Annotated in this window: 19 protein-coding genes; 12 read left to right on the plus strand and 7 right to left on the minus strand. The window is 59.1% G+C overall.

Annotated elements, in window-relative coordinates; translation table 11 throughout:
* Window positions 1–2 precede the first annotated feature (2 nt).
* Together J2046_RS31245 and J2046_RS31250 are read right to left on the minus strand one after the other, a co-directional pair.
* Window positions 3–455 carry a (2Fe-2S)-binding protein gene (locus tag J2046_RS31245; protein WP_210058509.1) on the minus strand — a complete coding sequence of 151 codons (453 nt, stop codon included), beginning with the start codon at window positions 453–455 and terminating at the stop codon, window positions 3–5.
* A 17-nt stretch (window positions 456–472) separates the two neighbouring features.
* The gene (locus tag J2046_RS31250; protein WP_411828575.1) at window positions 473–904 is read right to left on the minus strand and encodes a c-type cytochrome; all 432 of its coding nucleotides are present in this window, start codon (window positions 902–904) and stop codon (window positions 473–475) included.
* A gap of 98 nt (window positions 905–1,002) precedes the next feature.
* On the opposite strand from J2046_RS31250, the gene J2046_RS31255 reads away from it, so the two are divergent.
* The 3 genes from J2046_RS31255 to J2046_RS31265 all read left to right on the plus strand — a co-directional run bounded on the left by J2046_RS31255 (window position 1,003) and on the right by J2046_RS31265 (window position 2,691).
* Window positions 1,003–1,977, plus strand: a complete 975-nt coding sequence (locus tag J2046_RS31255) for an AraC family transcriptional regulator (protein ID WP_210058511.1) — start codon at window positions 1,003–1,005, stop codon at window positions 1,975–1,977.
* 259 nt (window positions 1,978–2,236) lie between these two features.
* Window positions 2,237–2,374 (plus strand): hypothetical protein, encoded by a 138-nt coding sequence (locus J2046_RS31260; protein ID WP_210058513.1) that lies wholly within the window; start codon window positions 2,237–2,239, stop codon window positions 2,372–2,374.
* A gap of 116 nt (window positions 2,375–2,490) precedes the next feature.
* Complete coding sequence (locus tag J2046_RS31265) at window positions 2,491–2,691, plus strand: hypothetical protein (RefSeq protein ID WP_210058514.1); 201 nt, start codon at window positions 2,491–2,493, stop codon at window positions 2,689–2,691.
* Window positions 2,692–2,809: 118 nt separating this feature from the next.
* On the opposite strand, the gene J2046_RS34190 is transcribed toward J2046_RS31265, so the two are convergent.
* Entirely contained in the window at window positions 2,810–2,932 is a 123-nt protein-coding gene (locus J2046_RS34190; protein WP_267950883.1) for a hypothetical protein, read from the minus strand.
* Between the two features lie 227 nt (window positions 2,933–3,159).
* Between J2046_RS34190 and J2046_RS31270 the strand changes: the two genes are divergently transcribed.
* On the plus strand, window positions 3,160–3,654 hold the full coding sequence (locus J2046_RS31270) for a hypothetical protein (protein WP_210058516.1): 495 nt from the start codon (window positions 3,160–3,162) through the stop codon (window positions 3,652–3,654).
* 361 nt (window positions 3,655–4,015) lie between these two features.
* On the opposite strand, the gene J2046_RS31275 is transcribed toward J2046_RS31270, so the two are convergent.
* Together J2046_RS31275 and J2046_RS31280 are read right to left on the minus strand one after the other, a co-directional pair.
* Entirely contained in the window at window positions 4,016–5,908 is a 1,893-nt protein-coding gene (locus J2046_RS31275) for a PhoX family protein (protein ID WP_210058518.1), read from the minus strand.
* 495 nt (window positions 5,909–6,403) lie between these two features.
* The gene (locus J2046_RS31280; RefSeq protein ID WP_325169812.1) at window positions 6,404–7,060 is read right to left on the minus strand and encodes a TetR/AcrR family transcriptional regulator; all 657 of its coding nucleotides are present in this window, start codon (window positions 7,058–7,060) and stop codon (window positions 6,404–6,406) included.
* Between the two features lie 188 nt (window positions 7,061–7,248).
* On the opposite strand from J2046_RS31280, the gene J2046_RS31285 reads away from it, so the two are divergent.
* The 8 genes from J2046_RS31285 to J2046_RS31320 all read left to right on the plus strand — a co-directional run bounded on the left by J2046_RS31285 (window position 7,249) and on the right by J2046_RS31320 (window position 15,895).
* Window positions 7,249–8,826, plus strand: a complete 1,578-nt coding sequence (locus J2046_RS31285; protein WP_210058519.1) for an ABC transporter substrate-binding protein — start codon at window positions 7,249–7,251, stop codon at window positions 8,824–8,826.
* A gap of 6 nt (window positions 8,827–8,832) precedes the next feature.
* Complete coding sequence (locus tag J2046_RS31290) at window positions 8,833–9,765, plus strand: ABC transporter permease (RefSeq protein WP_210058521.1); 933 nt, start codon at window positions 8,833–8,835, stop codon at window positions 9,763–9,765.
* A complete protein-coding gene (locus tag J2046_RS31295; protein ID WP_210058523.1) occupies window positions 9,762–10,634 on the plus strand; it encodes an ABC transporter permease in 873 nt (290 codons plus the stop codon). The genes J2046_RS31290 and J2046_RS31295 overlap by 4 nt, the downstream gene beginning before the upstream one ends.
* 3 nt (window positions 10,635–10,637) lie before the next feature.
* Window positions 10,638–11,684 carry an ABC transporter ATP-binding protein gene (locus J2046_RS31300; RefSeq protein WP_210058525.1) on the plus strand — a complete coding sequence of 349 codons (1,047 nt, stop codon included), beginning with the start codon at window positions 10,638–10,640 and terminating at the stop codon, window positions 11,682–11,684.
* Entirely contained in the window at window positions 11,681–12,700 is a 1,020-nt protein-coding gene (locus J2046_RS31305) for an ABC transporter ATP-binding protein (protein ID WP_210058526.1), read from the plus strand. The genes J2046_RS31300 and J2046_RS31305 overlap by 4 nt, the downstream gene beginning before the upstream one ends.
* Window positions 12,701–12,731: 31 nt before the next feature.
* Window positions 12,732–14,117, plus strand: coding sequence for a serine hydrolase domain-containing protein (locus J2046_RS31310; RefSeq protein ID WP_210058527.1), 1,386 nt, complete (start codon window positions 12,732–12,734; stop codon window positions 14,115–14,117).
* 78 nt (window positions 14,118–14,195) lie between these two features.
* Window positions 14,196–14,351: a hypothetical protein gene (locus J2046_RS31315; protein WP_210058528.1), complete on the plus strand. Its 156-nt coding sequence runs from the start codon at window positions 14,196–14,198 to the stop codon at window positions 14,349–14,351.
* A gap of 158 nt (window positions 14,352–14,509) precedes the next feature.
* A complete protein-coding gene (locus tag J2046_RS31320) occupies window positions 14,510–15,895 on the plus strand; it encodes a Fic family protein (RefSeq protein ID WP_210058529.1) in 1,386 nt (461 codons plus the stop codon).
* Window positions 15,896–16,325: 430 nt separating this feature from the next.
* On the opposite strand, the gene J2046_RS31325 is transcribed toward J2046_RS31320, so the two are convergent.
* Window positions 16,326–17,408 carry an ABC transporter ATP-binding protein gene (locus J2046_RS31325; RefSeq protein WP_210058530.1) on the minus strand — a complete coding sequence of 361 codons (1,083 nt, stop codon included), beginning with the start codon at window positions 17,406–17,408 and terminating at the stop codon, window positions 16,326–16,328.
* On the minus strand, window positions 17,405–18,208 hold the full coding sequence (locus tag J2046_RS31330; protein WP_037146483.1) for an ABC transporter permease: 804 nt from the start codon (window positions 18,206–18,208) through the stop codon (window positions 17,405–17,407). The genes J2046_RS31325 and J2046_RS31330 overlap by 4 nt, the downstream gene beginning before the upstream one ends.

Raw genomic sequence — 18,208 nt, forward strand, 5'->3', positions numbered from 1 at the left:
TGTCAGCCCTCCCGTGCAGCGCGCTGAATGGCGCTGATGATCCGCACATAGGTCCCGCAGCGGCAGATGTTGCCATCCATATATTCGATGATCTGCTCACGCGTGGGGTTCGGCTCTGTCTCAAGAAGCGCCGCCGCCTGCATGATCTGTCCGGACTGGCAATAGCCGCATTGCGGCACCTGCTCGGCGATCCAGGCCTTCTGAAGCGGATGGCTGGCATCCGGCGAGAGGCCTTCGATCGTCGTGACCGCCTTGCCGGCGACATCCTCAAGGAAAGTCTGACAGGAACGTGTCGGCTCGCCATCGACGTGGACGGTGCAGGCCCCGCATTGTGCAATCCCGCAACCGAACTTCGTGCCGGTGAGCTTTAGATGTTCCCGGATTACCCAAAGAAGCGGTGTATCAGGCTCGGCTGTGACATCGACCGCGCGCCCGTTGATGGTGAAGGCTGTCATGAGTGCTCCAATGAACTTTAATCGGCCGATTGGCCTTCCAGATACTGAATGATCGCCGCTCGCTGGGTTGCATTGGGGATCGCGACAGTCATCCGTGTGCCACGAACCATGCGGCCTGGCGCCGTGAGAAAGGTGTCGAGGGATTGGTCGTCCCAAGTGATGCCGGAAGACCGCATCGCGTCGGAGTAGGTGGCGCCTTCGATGTTGCCGGCAGTCCGCCCGATGACGCCTGACAGGTGCGGACCCAACTTGTTCTGACCCGCTTCCACGCTGTGGCAGGTCGCGCAGCGCTGCTGAAACAGGCGTGCTCCATCGGCATCCTGGGCGGCGGCCGGAAAAGGACAGAACAAGCCCGACGATGGCAGAAGGGCCGCCATCAGCGCGCGTCTTTGCCCTTTGCCCTGGTTGTCCCAAAGACCGGATATTTTGCGGAGTATGGTAGAGATCATTGCATCGCCTCCATGGCTAGAGGCACGATAGACAAGCGCGCTGATACGAGCTATTCGTCTCCATCCACAATATCTTTGCGATCGTCCAGGATTGCCTCATGGACCCTCTGTCAGACGTGCTCTCGCTCCTGAAACCGCGCAGCTACGTGTCCTCCGGCTTCGATGCGGGCGGCGACTGGTCGATCCAGTTCGGCGATCAGAATGAGCGGATCAAATGTTATGCCGTCGTCTCCGGCGGATGCTGGCTGGCCGTGGAAGATGTTCCCCATGCGGTGCGATTGGAAAGCGGAGACTGCTTCGTGCTGCCGAGCGGCCGTCCATTCCGTCTTGCGAGCGATCTGTGTCTTCGCCCCGTCGAAGCTGGCACGGTCTTTCCGCCGGCCCGGGCCGGCGGTGTCGTCACGGTGAATGGCGGCGGGGATTTCTTTCTTGTCGGCAGCCGCTTTGCCGTCAGTGGGCAACATGCCGGCACATTGCTGCGGACCTTGCCTCCGATCGTGCACATCCACAAAGAGTCGGATCAGGCGGCTCTGCGTTGGTCCGTGGAGCGGATGATGCAGGAACTGCGCGAGCCACAGCCTGGGAGTTTCCTTATCGCTCAACACCTTGCCCATATGATGCTGGTTCAGGCCCTTCGGCTCCATCTGGCAGACGAGGTGGAAGGCCGTGTCGGCTGGTTCTTTGCCCTCGCGGACAAGCAGATGTCCGCAGCGATCACCGCCATGCACGCCGATCCTGCCCGTCGCTGGACGCTGCAGGAACTTGCCGAGCGCGCCTGCATGTCCCGGTCCGCCTTCGCCATGAAATTCAAGGCAACCGTCGGCGAAACGCCCATGGACTATCTGACCCGCTGGCGGATGCTGCTGGCGGCAGACAGGCTGGCAAATTCGAATGATCCGATCTCAATCATTGCCCTGTCGCTGGGTTACGAGTCCGATGCCGCATTCAGCACGGCGTTCAAGCGGAAGATGGGTTGTGCACCGCGACAGTATGCTCGCAATCGAAATCCGGTTCTTGCTTCGTCGGCCGGCGAGGGAGCGGCTCATTCCCAGACAACGGATGGGTATTACTAGATGCCATAATGGGCCGGTATCTCATAGGTAGCCAGCTGGATGGTTGCCCCCAGAACGATGATGTTTGAAACGAGGTCCGAGCGATCGGGCTCCCGCATCATGAGAGGAACAGTCCTGGAGTATTATGCAGGAACAGACGTCCCGTTTGAAGGGAACAGCATTTGCGTGGTCGAGGCTACCGGCAAGTGGATTTGGCGCGGCAAACTGCCATCCGTCCTGCCCCCGCGCGTTGCGGGCGCGAGGTTGATCATGACCAATCATGAGCAGCCTGCTCGCGCTGAGGCCCGAAATCATAAAGCTCGATCTGGCGCTCGTGCGAACCATCGACATTGATCCAAGCCGTCACGCGCTGGTGAAGGCGTGGTGGACGCCTGTCGTTCCTTCGGCGTCACCTTGATGCAGGTCTTCCTGTTCGCAAAGCCAGGTCTTGCCAGCCTTCCGGCTATCACCTGGCCGATGACCATCCCCCGAACGAACCAGAACGGTCCCTTGCAAGAGGGATGCTGACCATCAATGAGTAAAGCTGCGCGGATCAGGGTATCAGGCGAGGCCGCCGTCGGTCGTGATCAGTATCAGCAGGATTGCCTGTTCGCACGCGAACCGTCGGCGATCAAACTGATCGAAGTGACGGCGGAAGCCGGCTGGGACCAGCGACACGCGGGTTTGCGCCGTCATGTGGATTGCCGCGCGTTCATCCGGAAAGGGCTGACCTGAGGGGCACGACGCCATGCAGATGATGGCCCAAAGAGCGATCTTGCTGCGATGGGGGCGTGGGGAACTGCGCTCATGGAAAAACAGGCCGTTTTAAGTTTTTGAGCTGTTTCACGCCGGTTCAAACCAGCTTGGCGCCATCGATCCGCAGCAACGGGAAGGGGGGTGATGTAAGATCGGGGAGGTTGGCCAGCCGATCGACCGCAGCGGTGGTGTAACCCGGCTCTACGGAGTTGAATTTCATGCAGTCCGGTTGGATTCCATCGAATTTCATTGTCCGGAATTGCTTTTCATGACATTCTTACCCAAGAATAGGATTTCACGGGCCAGTATCGAAGTTCATGGCGCATGAGCAAAAGAATCCATTTTCAGACGCGGTGAGCGTTTTTCACGGGCGCTGGTTGCCCGAGCGAGCGCTCCCTGTCGGCTACGCCGCCCTGATCGACGCTTTCGAACCCCTGCCGATCAGCCTTGCCGCCATCGGCCCACGCCACAAGATTTATCAGGCTGACGGGTGGAAGCTTTACACGCCGCGTCTCGGCCGTCATCCTCGATCGCATTGACGAATACCGGCGCGTGCTGGAGACCTATTCGCGCCGTCTGTTGCCCCAAATCCGTTGGCGACCGACCGATCGCGGCGATGTCGAGGTGCTGAACGAGACGGCCGATTTCTATCGCTATTTCGATGCGACGCCCCACGCGGAGTTCCTGTTTGAATGCGTGGCGCAGACAATCGACGTCGATCTGCCTGCAGAGACCGCCTTCCTTAGAGCTTATGATAGCTTTAAGGCCGAGGTCTCGCGGATGATCGACATGCCGGACAGGCTGCTCGACCTCCTGTTCCGCTTTCTGCGCCACAATGACGGCAAATTGTCGAAGCGGGCGCGGGAACGAGAATTCGGCCCCCTGACGGACGGGGAGGCCACGCGCATTGAGGCCATCTACGCCGATCTTCAACATCCCTGATCAGGATTGTCCCAGTACTGCAAGGCGCCGCGATTCCATTGCCAAGATATTCCCTGGACCAGTTGAGGCATCGAGATCGACCTTCAAGGGGTGCGGCTCGGAGCCGCCTTACGCCTCGAGGACGCGCCCAGAACGCTTCGAAGAGGAGCAGGGGTGCTACCCGACTGCGGCCGGCGCACGCTCATTGCAGGCTTGCCTCCTGCAAAGCGGGGTGGCAACGAGGAGGCATGGCAGTGAGGATTGACCGCCGGACTTCGATCCCGCTGTAAAGCGCTCACAAGAGCTGCCATCTGACAGACATCGGAAATAGCATGGGGGCGCTGGAACCGGCGCCCCCAGCCGTTGTCGAGACAATTAACGGCTATCCGACAAGCGCATTGTCGGCGCGCTTGATCGCAACGACAGTCGAGCGCGGTAATTTGCCTTCGCCGTCGGGGAAGGGCGCGTCGGGGTGCTGGATGCCGACGAACACCGTTCGCTTGTCCGCCGACCAGGTCATGCCGGTGACTTCTCCGCCCTTCGGGCCGGTCAGGAAACGTTCGATGCGGCCGGTCGCCGGATCTCCGGCGAGCATCTGGTTGTTGCCCTGGCCGAGGAAGTCGCCTTCATTGCTGTCTTCACCATCCGTCTGGATCCACAAGAGGCCAGTCGAGTCGAACATCATGCCGTCCGGGGAATTGAACATGTTGCCGGAGTTGATGTTGGACGAACCGGCATAGACATCCTTATGGACGTCCGGGTTGCCGGCCATCACGAAGAGGTCCCACTTGAACTTGCCGCCGGCATGATCCTCGTTTTCCGGATACCAGCGCACGATCTGGCCGTATGCGTTCTTCTCGCGCGGGTTCGCACCACCGACCGGCATTTCGTCGCCGCCGGCATTTTTCTTCACGCCACGATTGGTGTTGTTGGTAAGCGCGCAATAGGCTTCGATTGCGACCGGGTTGATGGCGACCCATTCCGGACGGTCCATGGTCGTGGCGCCGACCTTGGAGGCCGCCTGGCGGGTGAAGACGCAGATCTCGTCCATTTTCATGCCGGTGGATTCCGGTGTCAGCGCCAGCCACTCGCCGTTACCGTCATCGACGAACTTGGCAACGTAGAGCGTGCCTTCGTCGAGCAGCTTTGATGTGTCGCCGCCCGGCACGTAGATGCCGTTTGAGACGTATTTGTAGAGGAATTCGCCACGCTCGTCGTCACCCATATAGACGACCACCCGGCCATCGCGAGCGATCACGACGGCGGCGTTCTCATGCTTGATGCGGCCGAGCGCGGTGCGCTTGACCGGCGACGAGGAGACATCCGACGGATCGATTTCCACGACATAGCCGGCGCGGCGCGGCTCGTTCGGGTTCTTCGAGACGTCGAAACGGGGATCGAAGGTCTCGTAGCCATATCGCGTTTCGACCGCGATGCCGTAGCGCTTGAAGTCGTCGGGCATGGCAAAGTTCGGATCGGTCGAGCCGAAGTAGCCGTTGAAGTTCTCCTCGCAGGTGAGATAGGTGCCCCACGGCGTCTTGCCGGCGCCACAGTTGTTGAAGGTCCCGAGACAGTCCGTGCCGTTCGGGTCGGCTTCGGTCTTGATGAGATCGGAGCCGGCGGCCGGCCCGGCGATCTTCATCGGCGTCAGATGGGTAATGCGACGGTTGAACGGGCTGTCGAGCACGATTTCCCAGCCGTTTTCGCGTTCGGCGACTTCCATGACGGTAACGCCCTGCAGGTTCTGCAGGATCTTCACGTCGTCGGCGCTCTTCGGCATGCCCTTTTCATTGTGCGGAAGATTGGTTTCGTTGTTCACATATTCATGGTTGACGGCGATCACCTGACGATCACCGATCACGAACAGCTCCATGCCGTCGGTGTTTTCGCCAAAGATCTTATCCGAATTTTCGACGCTGACGCCGTCGACAGGATCGATATCCGGAACGTTGGAAAACAGGGGCTGGCCCCACTTTGCGAGCGGCTTCCAGGTATAGCCTTCAGGGACGTGGACGGTGTTGTCTGTGAAGGCCGGGATCGGCTTGAATGCAAAGCGCGAAGCGGCATCCTGCGCCTGGGCCGAGGTGGAGGACACCAGATTGCCGAGCGTCCCCATGGCGGCGGCGGCCGAACCGACGGCAAGGATACCGCCGAGGAAGCCGCGGCGCGAAATGGCCGATTCGACAACGCGGTCGAAATCGGTCTCGGCCGGGGGCGGATTCTGTAACTCGTCCCATTCGTCCCAAGACAATTTGCTGGTGTCGATATCAGCCATAGCGGTTCTCCTTTGTTGCATTCGGGACAATTCCAACAAAGCGCTTATCTCTTTAAAAACACACCCTTGTGACACGTGAGGGTCCTCTAGCCTCAAGGTTGAAGCTCCTGACCGGCCGCCTCTCAGCGAAAAACCGAGGAAGGACGTGCGCGACGATCTGGCGAAGGGAACGGGTATTTGAGCCGGCATGGTTTACCCGGCGGCCACAGGGGCTGACTGATGGCGTCAATCCCAGTCCCTCCAACCTTCGCTCGAGCTTTTGCTAATCCGTTCTCTCGATGAGTTCGGTTTTCCGTTGCCTGGCGGATTCGCTTTCCGATCAGCTCCTTGCTGATTTGATCTAACCTGGCGAGGGTTCGGTTCCCTTCACAAGCGTCGCTCGGCCACAAAACAGCGGGTCAACAGCTCCTTCCCCATCCAGGAAAGAGCGCAGGCGGGGCCAAAGTCGCGCTGAGCCACAGTCTACAGGGATAATCCTAATCCAGCGGAGGGCGGTCAGTTGCTCGCCACCGGTGGATTGGCGGGCGCGGTGTCTCGGTCGTTATGTGGCCGTGCTTCGAAAGCTGGTTCGATCAGCGTGATCGTAAGCGTGATTTGTCGCTCTATGGCGATCGCCTCCTGGGTTTCCGTCAGGCGCCAATAACTCCATGTCGCATTCACCAGCGTATAGATGCTGATCCCGAGATCAAACAACTCGTTCTCGCTCCAAGGGGAACCGAGCCGCTTGAGCAACTGCACGTAATTGGATGCGAACAATTGCGAATGGGCACGAGCGATGCGCAGCAGGTCCTCGTAATAGTAGGAGGCGTCGACGATGGTCCGGTCAAGTCCGATGCCAAGCTGATAGCTCCATGTGTCGCGCAGGAGATCGGCAAGCTGCGTGCGCCAGGCTTTCCTTTCGATCTGCTGCGATCCTGCTTCGAGGAAACTTCGCACCTGCGCCAGCTTTTCCTCGTAGATCTCTGCGATGATCGCTTCCTTGTTGGGGAAGTAGTCGTAGATCGAACCGACCTTGACGCCGGCCCGTTCGGCAACCGCATTGGTGGTGATCGCACGGATGCCCCGGTCACGCATCACATCATGCGCTGCTTCCATGATGGTTGCCTTGATCTTGCGCGACCGCGCCTGAACCGGGCTTCTCTTCTCCGCCACGCCGTCATTTCCCGTTTATATGCCTTCTGGCCTGGCTTCTTTGCATATTTGGCAAGAAATTTGCACTGCAAAAAACATCCTCTTGCGCCGTTCGCAAATCCGAGTAAATATTCGGATTAGAGGGGCGTGAGGCTCTATATGATCAGGGGCACCACGGAAAACATTCCCTCATAAAAAAGGGGAATTTCATGCTGAATCGCCGTCAATTCACGCTTGCATCGGCCTCGGCCCTGGGTGCGCTGGCAATGGGCATTTCCCAACCGGCTTTCGCCCAGGCCGAAAAAGTGGCGCGTTTTCGCCTAACCATTGATCCCGAGGGCCTTTATAATGTGCAGAGCATCTCGCTCGTGGTCAGTGAGGTGCTCGGAAACTATCTCCTGGAATCGCTCGTCTACCTGGACGAGAAAGGACAAGCGAAGCCCTGGCTCGCTGAAAGCTGGGAGCCAAGCGCCGACGGCAAGGTCATCACCTTCAAGCTGAAGCCCGGCAAGGTCTTTCATGACGGCACGCCTTTCAACGCAGCGGCCGTAAAATTCCATTTCGACACCGTCATGGACCCGAAGAACGCATCACCGTCGCGGGCAATGATCAGTCCTCTTCAGAAGGTTGAGACCTCGGACGACATGACCGTTGTCTTCACCTTCTCCAAGCCATTCGCGCCGTTCATCAATCTGCTCGGCTTGTCCTATTTCGGCTTTAACTCGCCAACGGCCGTCAAGGCAGCTGGTTCAGCCTACCCGCGTCATCCGGTTGGAACCGGTCCGTTCAAATTCGGTAACTGGACGCCTGGCACCAGCATTGAGCTCGTCCGGTACGCCGAATTCAAGCAATACCGCCCTGACGCCAAGAACCAGGGACCGGCCTATCTCGATCGCATTGTGCTCAACGTGCTGGCCGAAGAGGGCGTCGTCACCTCCGCGCTGCAGACAGGCGAATTGCAGGCGGCCCTTTTGACGGCGGATGCCGTGCGCCCGCTCGAAGGCGACAAGCAGTTCAACATCATAAACGACCAGAACGCCAAGAACCTGATGTTCATGGAGTTCGACTACAAGAAACCGCCTTTTGACGACAAAGCTTTCCGCGAGGCCGTGAGCTACGCAATCGATCGAGAATCCGTGTTGGCCGCCGCGTTCGGCGGTAATGGTAAAATCGCGCTCGGCCCGCTGTCGCGCGGTATTCCGGGTTACGATGACACCGTCGCTCAAAAATACGGCACGCCCTACGACCCGGAAAAGGCCAAGGCACTCCTTGATGCAGCTGGCTGGAAGGTTTCTGGCGACATCCGCGCCAAGGGCAGCATGCAGGCCAAATTCACTGTGCGCAGCTATGCCAGCAGCACGACGGAACGCGCCCTTGCCGTCATCCAGGCAAATCTTGCAGATGTCGGCATCCAGGTCGATGTCGGCACCGCCGACTGGGGCACCTTCTATCCGGGGCTGCTGAAACCGGACTGGGACATGGACCTCAACCGTTGGACCTGGCCCGACCCAAGCGTCATGTCGCAACTGTTCCGCTCGCCGGGCCATCGCCAGCTCCTGCCGGCCAATCCCGCCATCGATCAGGCGCTCGATTCTGCCGATACAGCGCTCGATCCGGCAAAGCGCTTCCAGTTCGTCAGCGATGGGCAAAAGGCGATCCTTGAGGACCGCTTGATCCTGCCGCTGCTGACCGACTGGCCGATAACGGTGGTCCGCAGTGAGCTCGAAGGCTATCGCCTCGACTTCCTCGGCCGGCTCTATGCTTCCGACCTGAAGATCACGGGGTAATCCGCAATGGCGCAGTACGTTGTCAGACGTCTGCTGCTCCTGGTACCGGTGGTGATCGGTATTTTGCTGATCACCTTCCTCATGAAGGCGCTGATCCCGACGGACGCGGTCACCGCGATGTATCAAGGGCAGTTGTCGGAAAAGGAAGCGGCCCAGGCAATCGCCACACTTCGGGCGAAATATCACCTCGACCTGCCGTGGTACCAGCAGTTCTTCATCTATGTCGGCGACCTCATGCAGGGCGATTTCGGCGAGTCCATCCGATTGCGCAAGCCGGTGATCGACGAGATCGGCTATCGCTATGTCAATACGATCCTGCTGACAGCGCTGTCGCTCGTGATCGCGCTGGTATTGGGATTGACGACGGGCATTCTCGCGGCCGCCCGCCGCAATACGTGGCTTGATGTGACGGCGACGACGGTGGGATTGTTCGGCATATCCATGCCGGCCTTCTTCTTCGGCCTGCTGCTGATCCTCGTCTTCTCGGTCTGGCTCAGGATCCTGCCCGTCGTACCACATGGCTGGATGGCGATCATCCTGCCGGCTTTCGCGCTCGGCATCATCGAGGCGGCTCCGCTCTCTCAGGTGGCGCGCAGCAATATGATCGATGTGATGCGGCGCGATTATATCCTCGCGGCACGAGCGCGCGGGCAAAGCGAGATGGCGCTGATCTTCCGCCATGCACTCCCCAATGCTTTGATCGTCGTGTTGACCGTCGTCGGCTTACAGATCGGCAATCTGCTCGGCGGTGCTTTCATCGTTGAGACGATCTTCTCCTGGCACGGCATCGGCGAACTGGCGGTGAATGCTATCCAATGGCGCGATTTCGCGCTCACCCAAGCGATCATCCTGATCAGCGCTGCCACCTATCTCATTATCAATCTCGTGGCCGACATTATGTATGCCTGGCTCGATCCGCGTGTGGAGCTCGTATCATGAGCACCGTCGTCCTCGAAGAACCGATCGTTGCGATCATACCACGCTGGCGGGTCATGGCTGGCAAATTGCTCCGCAACCGTGCGGCCGTTGTCGGTGGCTCGGTGGTGCTTGCGCTACTGCTGCTCGCCGCCTTTGCTCCTTGGATCGCGCCTTACGATCCATTCAAGATCAATCCCGTTCAACGCCTCAAACCACCAAGCTTTCAACACTGGTTTGGGACAGACGAGGTCGGTCGCGATCTTTTGAGCCGCATCATCTTTGGAACGCGCTATTTCCTCCTCATCTGTCTGATCACGGCATCGATCTCGGCAACCATTGGCACGTTGCTTGGACTTATCGCCGGCGCAGGTTCGGCGCTCACCGACAGCATCATCATGCGGATCATCGATATCCTGTTGGCGTTTCCTTACATTCTACTCGTGCTGGTGGTCGTTGCGATCCTTGGCCCGAGTCTTTGGACCGGCATGGCAGCCGTGGGTATTGCAGGCATTCCCGGCTATGCGCGGCTGGTGCGCAGCTCCGTGCTGACGGTAAAGCGTGAGGACTATGTGACGAGCGCAAGGGCGCTTGGGGCAAGTGACGCGGAAATCCTGTTCGGCACAGTCTTGCCGAATGTCATGTCGCCGCTCATCGTCTATCTCGCCTTCGCCACGCCGCTCTCGGCCCTGATCGCTTCTGCGCTCTCCTTCGCCGGGCTAGGCACCCAGCCGCCGGCACCTGAATGGGGCGCGATGCTCGTCAATTCGCGCACGTATCTGTTCTCCGCCTGGTGGGCGGTGGCAGCCCCCGGCATGGCCCTGTTCATCTCGATCTTCGGCATGAACATTCTGGGCAACGGGCTGCGCGACGTCCTTGATCCGCGGAGCTGAGTTATGGCAGCAGGAATCAGATCTCCCCATACATTGCTCGATATCAAGGGGCTGAGGACGCAATTCGGTTCCGGACGCAATCCCGTCAACGCCGTCCAAGGCATCGATCTACAGATCGGTGCCGGCGAGATCCTTGGCCTCGTCGGAGAATCCGGTTCCGGCAAATCGGTGCTGGCGCTTTCCATCCTGAGGCTCATACAATCTCCGGGCCGTATCATCGGCGGCAGTATTCTGTTCGACGGCAAAGATGTGCTTGCCATGTCCAACCGTGAACTATCCGGTTGGCGAGGCCGCGACATCGGCATCATCTTTCAGCAGCCGCAAAGTTGCCTCAACCCGGTAAGGCGCATCGGCTGGCAGGTCGCCGAGCCTCTGCGCCAACAGGAGAAATTGAGCCGAAAGGCCGCCTGGGACAAAGCCGTGACGCTGTTGCGCTCCGTCGGCATTCCAGCACCAGAGGAAAAAGCACTCGCCTATCCGCACCAGCTTTCCGGCGGTCAGGCGCAGCGTGTGATGATCGCTGTCGCGCTCGCGCTGAGGCCTCGGCTGCTGATCGCCGACGAGCCGACAACGGCACTCGATGTCACCATCCAGGCCCAGATCCTCGAGCTTTTGCGTGACAGCTGTCGTGATTTCGGCACCTCGTTGATGCTCGTCACCCATGACCTCGGCGTCGTCGCTCGCCTCGCCGACCGTGTCGCTGTTATGTATGCCGGCCGCATAGTTGAGGAGGGGCCGGTGGCTCCGATGCTTACGGCGCCCAGTCATCCCTATGCCCGCGGCCTGCTCGATGCTGCGCCACGGCTAGGCCAGATGGGCGGCCTGCGGCTAAGAGATATCCCCGGCAGCATACCGGATCTTAGCCAGCCGATGCCGGGTTGCGCCTTTGCCCCCCGCTGCGAGCTCCGCGCAAACCTTGGGCTTTCAGCTTGTCTCGGCGAACTGCCGCCCTTCATCCCGATCTCCGAACACCATGCTGCCCGCTGCTGGGCTCTGCCCCAGGCAGACGGGATATATTCGACCCCGATGACGATGGGAACCCGAGCATGAGCCTGCCTCCACTTCTCGATGTCAATGGATTGCATGTTCGCTACCCTATCCGTAAGGGCCTGTTTGGCGGTGTCGTCGGCCATGTCAGCGCGGTCGATGGCGTCAGCCTGACCCTCAACCGCGGTGAAACGTTGGGACTGGTCGGGGAATCCGGTTGCGGTAAGTCGACGCTTGGCCGCACTGTCATCGCCCTGCAGAAACCCAGCGCCGGCAATGTGCGGTTCCGCAATCAGGACCTCTTCGCACTTAGCGCGGCCGAACTGAAGCAGCAGCGCCGCTTTGCTCAACTGATCTTCCAAAACCCACGCGCATGCTTCGACCCGCGCAGGACGGTCGGCTCGTCCGTGCGCATGGGGCTCGATATTCAGGAATTGCTCGACCCCAGCGAACGCGAAGAAGCCGTGGCCGAGATCTTCAGAAAGGTGGGATTGAGACCCGAGCATCGGTTCCGTTATCCACACGAGCTATCCGGCGGCCAGTTGCAGCGCATCGGCATTGCTCGCGCGCTGATCCTCAAACCGAGCCTGATCGTTTGCGACGAGCCAGTATCCGCACTCGACGTTTCCGTGCAGGCACAGATCCTCAACCTGCTCAGCGACCTCAAGGCGGAATTCGAACTGGCGCTCCTGTTCGTCTCGCACAATCTTGCAGTCGTTGAATATATCGCCGACCGAGTGGCGGTCATGTATTACGGCCGCATCGTTGAAATGGCGTCCACTCACGCACTGTTTTCCAGTCCCCGCCATCCCTACACGCGTGCTCTGCTTGCCGCGGTACCCACCATGGATATCGCCCGGCGCGACGACCCGGTGCCACGGCTCGGCGACCCTCCGGATCCCGCCAATCTGCCGACGGGCTGTCGCTTCCGCAATCGATGCCCATTGGCCTTCGCCCGTTGCGCCGAAGCGGAACCTTTACTGGTGACGGCAGAAGATGGCCATGGCGTCGCCTGCTGGGCTGCTGAAAGTGCTTCAATCGATGCGGGGCCCATGACGGCCGCGGCATTGAACGGCTAATCGAATACACATAAGGACGGGGAGTAAACTCATGACGGAATGGTTGGATGCAGCGCTCGCCTACGTCGAGCGCTGGATGGGTTTCCAGATGCAGCTGACGGAACAGCCCGGCTGTGTTGTAGCGGTCGCGAAGAAGAGCGAGCTCGTTTTCAGCCGCGCATTCGGGACGGCCGATCTGAGGACCGGCAAAGCGCTGACGCCGGAACATCGTTTTCGCGTGGCTTCGCATTCTAAAACCTTCACCGCCACTGGCATCATGAAGCTCCAGGAAGCGGGCAAGCTGCATCTCGACGACAAGATCGGCAAATATGTCCCGGGTCTCGATGCCACGGTGGCTGAAACCACAATTGCGCAATTGCTTTCTCACGCAGCCGGCATCATGCGCGACGGGCGCCGTTCCTCCCATTGGCAAGTAACTGCTCCCTTCTTCGACGATCCGGCGCTGCGCGAAGAATTGGCATTGCCGCTGGTGATCGACGCCAATACCCGCTTCAAATATTCCAATCTCGGTTTTGGCCTGCTCGGCTTCGCGATCGAAGCAATAACCGGCGAACCCTATATCGGCTGGATCTCCCGCGAAGTCGTTGCGGCCTCAGGCCTGGAGCAGACGACACCGGACATGCCGGTCGCGCCGGGTGCACCGCTCGCCTTCGGCCATAGCGGCCGTCTGCCCTTTGGCCGCGGTGTGATCAACGGACACCAGCCGACCTTCGCGCTTGCTGCCGCCACGGGTTTCGTGAGTACCGCAGGTGATCTTGCTCGCTTTTTTGCAAGCCTTGATCCGGCGGCGGAGACAAGCATCCTTTCGCCCGCCAGCCGGCGCGAAATGACGCGGCGACATTGGCAAGTGCCGCATAGTTGGGAACCACGCTACTATGGCTTGGGCACGATGCTGATGGAAGCCAGCGGCCATGCCTTGATCGGCCACGGCGGCTCCTTTCCCGGTTTCATCAGCCGGTCGGCGACAATCCCGGACTGGGGTATCAGCCTCTCAGTCGTCACCAATTCCATCGATGGCCCGGCAAATACATGGCTTGAAGGCATTGTCTCGATCATGGACCGTTTCAGCAAGCATGGTGCCCCGGCGGAGCGCGTTGCGGATTGGGCCAGCCGATGGTGGTCGCTTTGGACCGCTATCGACCTCGTGCCGGTGGGGGACAAGGTTTTCATTGCCAATCCCGGCGCCCAGAAACCGTTCACCGATGAGGCTGAACTCGAAATCACCGGCGCGGCCGAAGGAAGAATCGTACTTGCCAACGGGTTCGGCAGTCATGGCGAGCCAGTGAGACTTGGTTTCGATGCGACCGGCAGACCGGACCACCTTCTTCTTGGCGGCGGCGATTGGTCGTCTGATCCGCGACACCTGTCTATCTCTTATGACGGACTGGCCTCAGGTCCGAAATCCACGGCAGCCTGAAGCCGCAATCCCTCTTCAGCCGGTGTTGCACATGCGGCGTCGGCTCGCCACCACCTTTCGCCATCACGGTTTTCGAACATGCCCGTTATTGAGCGCATCGCTGCTTACGCCCGCGAACTGACCGCCATCCGCCATGATCGTCATCAATATCCGGAAATCGGCTTTGCATTGTCGCCGAACTGCTCGGCAGCTGGGGCATCGATGTTTATCGCGACATCGGCAAAATCAGCATAGTAGGTTTTATGGCGCATATTCTGTCTATGCGCCACATTTCGACCCCTATGCATCATTTAATGGCGCATAGGTTTGATAGTGGCGCTTATATGTGGCTTAATGGCGTATATTCGCAGTTAGATGGCGCATAAAAGTCTATACGCCATCAAGGAGTTAAAATGGCCAAGCCATTGCCAGAGGAGGAGTTGAAGGCAATCGAGGCCATAGTTCGCGCCCAACCGGGCGGTGTTACGCTTGGCAAAATTACAGCAGCGCTTACGGTGAACATTCCGACCCGCACCCTTCAGCGGCACCTTGCGTTCCTAGTTGAGAATGGCCGTCTCCTCCGAGAAGGGGAGCGCCGCTGGACGAAATACTATCCGCCTGCGGAAGCTCGAGGCGAGGCTGCACTCGCTGCTGCCGAAGAAGCGGCGATCCCCTTGTCCGGAGGTGGAAAAGAAGTGCTGGCGTACGTCCGCCAGCCTGTCGAACGCCGCAATCCAGTCGGTTACGACAGGGCGTTTCTGGATTCATACCGGCCGAATGTCAGCACATATCTGGATGAGCGTGAACGAGCACATCTTCAAAGAGTCGGCACAGCTGAAACCGGGGAACAACCGCCCGGCACATACGCCAAACTAATCCTGAACCGGCTGCTGATAGACCTGTCATGGAATTCGAGCCGACTTGAAGGCAACACCTATTCGCTGCTCGATACCAAGCGGCTGATTGACTTCGGTGAGGAAGCCGAAGGAAAAAAGCGTCTCGAAGCTCAGATGATCCTCAACCATAAGGATGCTATCGAGTTCCTGGTGGGTATTGCCGAAGAAATCGGCTTCAACCGCTATACGATTCTCAATCTTCACGCGATGCTGGCCAACAACCTGCTCCCCGATGAAGGTGCAGCAGGACGGCTGCGCCGCATCAGCGTAGGCATCGAACGGTCGGCATTTCATCCGCTCGAAAATCCTGCCGTTATCGAAGAATGTTTCGATCAGATACTCGCAACTGCGGCGGCCATCACGAACCCCTTCGAGCAAGCGTTCTTCGTGATGGTGCAGCTACCCTACCTTCAGCCTTTCGACGATGTGAACAAGCGGGTTTCGCGGCTTGCTGCGAATATACCGCTCATCAAGCGCAACCTATCGCCGCTTTCGTTTACCGATGTACAGCGCCAGACATACACCGATGCTATACTTGGCGTGTACGAAATGAATCGAATCGACCTGCTCAAAGACATGTTCATATGGGCGTATGAGCGTTCGGCAGCGCGCTATGCTGCGGTGCGTCAATCACTCGGTGAGCCAGATCCGTTCCGCTTGCGCTATCGAGATGCGTTGCAAACCATAGTAGGCGAGATCGTGCGCGACGTTATGAATCGCAAAGCAGCTGTCGCCCATATTGGCTCGTGGGTAACGAAAAACATCGAAGAACCTGACCGCGAGCGGTTTCGGGAGATGGCGGAACGGGAAATTCTCAGCTTGCACGAAGGCAATTTCGCGCGCTACCGCATCCGGCCCTCCGAATTCGCGGCATGGCAGGAAATTTGGGCGGCGGTCCGTTGAAAGGGCAGATTTGGAAGCTAACTGATCCGCTACGCCCTACAAGCGAAGCCTTTCACGTATAGAAAGTAACTGATCAAGCGTTAGCCGCGCCTGAAGCGATCGCACGCGCGTGTAGTTATCGTTTCGCATAGGCCATGGTGCCATCAGAAGCTTTAATGGCGGGCTCGGATTGGGTCAGATTGCCGCCATGCAATGCTTTGGTCGAAGGACGAACTCTTTGATGCGGCAGTCGCGCAAGCGGAAACGATGTGCGGCAGCAGATAATGCATTTTTAACCTTTCTGTCGAAGTGGAAGAGGACATTATTGCGATTTCCGAGCAAGGTGCCCGCACGTTCGGGGCCGTATAGGTTAGGCAGTATCACTACGAGCTGTTTCCTGATCTCGTCGATAAAGACGAACGGGCATGGTCCTCCCTTGGATTGTCTTTATTCATTCGTGGAGCAGGCGGATCGCCGCAGGTGCGATGGAAATGCTGACGTGATTGCCCGTCTTGAGTTGATCACTGCGGCTGGAGCGGACCAGGGCTTTGATCGTGATATCGCGATCGACAGTAACCCACAGGTCCAGGTGCGCGCCGAGATTGACGATCTTGGAAATAGTCCCGTCCAATACGTTGGCACCTTCGGCAAAAGCCTCACCGCCAATGATCCTGACGTCCTCGGGGCGAATGCAGCAAAATCTCGCCGCCGGTGGGCCGGCTTGATCGCTTCCGACAGCCAGCGAGATATTGCTGTGGTTGATCGTGATCTCCCGCTGATCTCCCGTCGCACGCACGGCAGAGACGGGGAGAATGTTGGACTTTCCGATGAAATCAGCCACAAAGCTGGTGCGGGGCGCATTATAGATATTCTCCGGCTTGTCTTCCTGCGCGATCACGCCGCCTGACATCACGACCACGCGGTCCGACATCGCCATGGCCTCTTCCTGGTCATGGGTGACGTAAACGAACGTCATTGCGAGCTGTTGCTGGATTTCCTTGAGCTCGACCCGCATGGCCTCCCGCAGCTTGAGGTCGAGATTGGAAAGCGGCTCGTCAAGAAGGAGCACCGACGGCCGCGGCGCGATCGCACGGGCGAGCGCCGTGCGCTGCTGTTGTCCGCCGGACAACTCCTTAGGATAATGCGCTTCGAAACCCTCCAGATGAACGCTTTTGAGTGCCGTATTCACAGTCTGGTCGATTTCGGCGCGGGGGGCGCCTTTCATCCTGAGGCCAAAGGCGACATTCTCGGCAACCGTCATATGGGGGAAGAGCGCATAGTTTTGAAAGACCAGCCCGATGTTGCGCTTCTCCGGTGGTACGCCTGCCTGATTCCTGCCCCTGATCCGGATCTCTCCCCCTGTCGGCTGTTGAAATCCGGCAATCATGTTGAGGGTCGTCGTCTTGCCGCAGCCCGATGGCCCGAGCAGGCTGACGAACTCGCCCTTCGGAATGGACAGGCTGATGTCGCCGACGACGAGGGCGTTGCCGTAGGTCTTGCGGACAGAGATCAGTTCGATGTCGATATCGCTCATTTGCTTCCACCGTGGATCTGTGCGGAAAAGCCGCCCAGTTTTTCGAAGAGGAATATGGTTGTCAGGATGAAGATCAGGGACGCCACATTGACGGCGGCCAGAACCGGGTCGAGGCTGTATTCCATGTAGTTGATGACCGTGATCGGCAAAGTTGTCTGCCCAGGCCGCACGAGGAAGACCGATAGCGGAATGTTGTTGAAGGAGATGATGAATGCAAAGGTCATGCCCGAGAAAAGGCCGGGCTTAATAAGCGGCAGCAGAATGTGCCGGACGCGCTGCCATTTGCTGGCACCCAGAATCTGCGCAGCCCGATCGAGGTTCTTGTCGAAATTGTAAATGGACGTCGCGATCATTCTCGCCGCAAACGGAAGCGTCAGGACGATGTGCCCGGCAATCAGTCCCGGAGTTCCGAGGAGCGTGTAGAGACCGGCCGAAGACAGGAAGAGCACGATCGCCACGCCCTTGACGATTTGCGGTACGGCAAGCGGCGACAGGAGAAAGGCCATGATCGCCTCGCTGCCGGGGCATTTTTCGTAAGCGACCGCATAGGCACCCAGTGCGCCGAGCACACCGCTGACCAGCGAAACGATGACCGCGATCTTGACGCTGAGGATGAACGGGTCGAGCCATTTGGATGCCCACAGCGCGGCGTACCATTTCATGGTCCAGTCGGCCGGCGAAAAGGTCACCATGGACGACGGGCTCAGCGATGCTGCCACCACGACGAGCAGAGGCAGCGTGATGAAGGCCAGGATGAGGCAGAGCGAAATCCAAAACAGGCCGGAAAGCAGACGGTTCAT

The sequence above is a fragment of the Neorhizobium petrolearium genome (assembly GCF_017873175.1).
In the GTDB taxonomy this organism is placed as follows: domain Bacteria; phylum Pseudomonadota; class Alphaproteobacteria; order Rhizobiales; family Rhizobiaceae; genus Neorhizobium; species Neorhizobium petrolearium.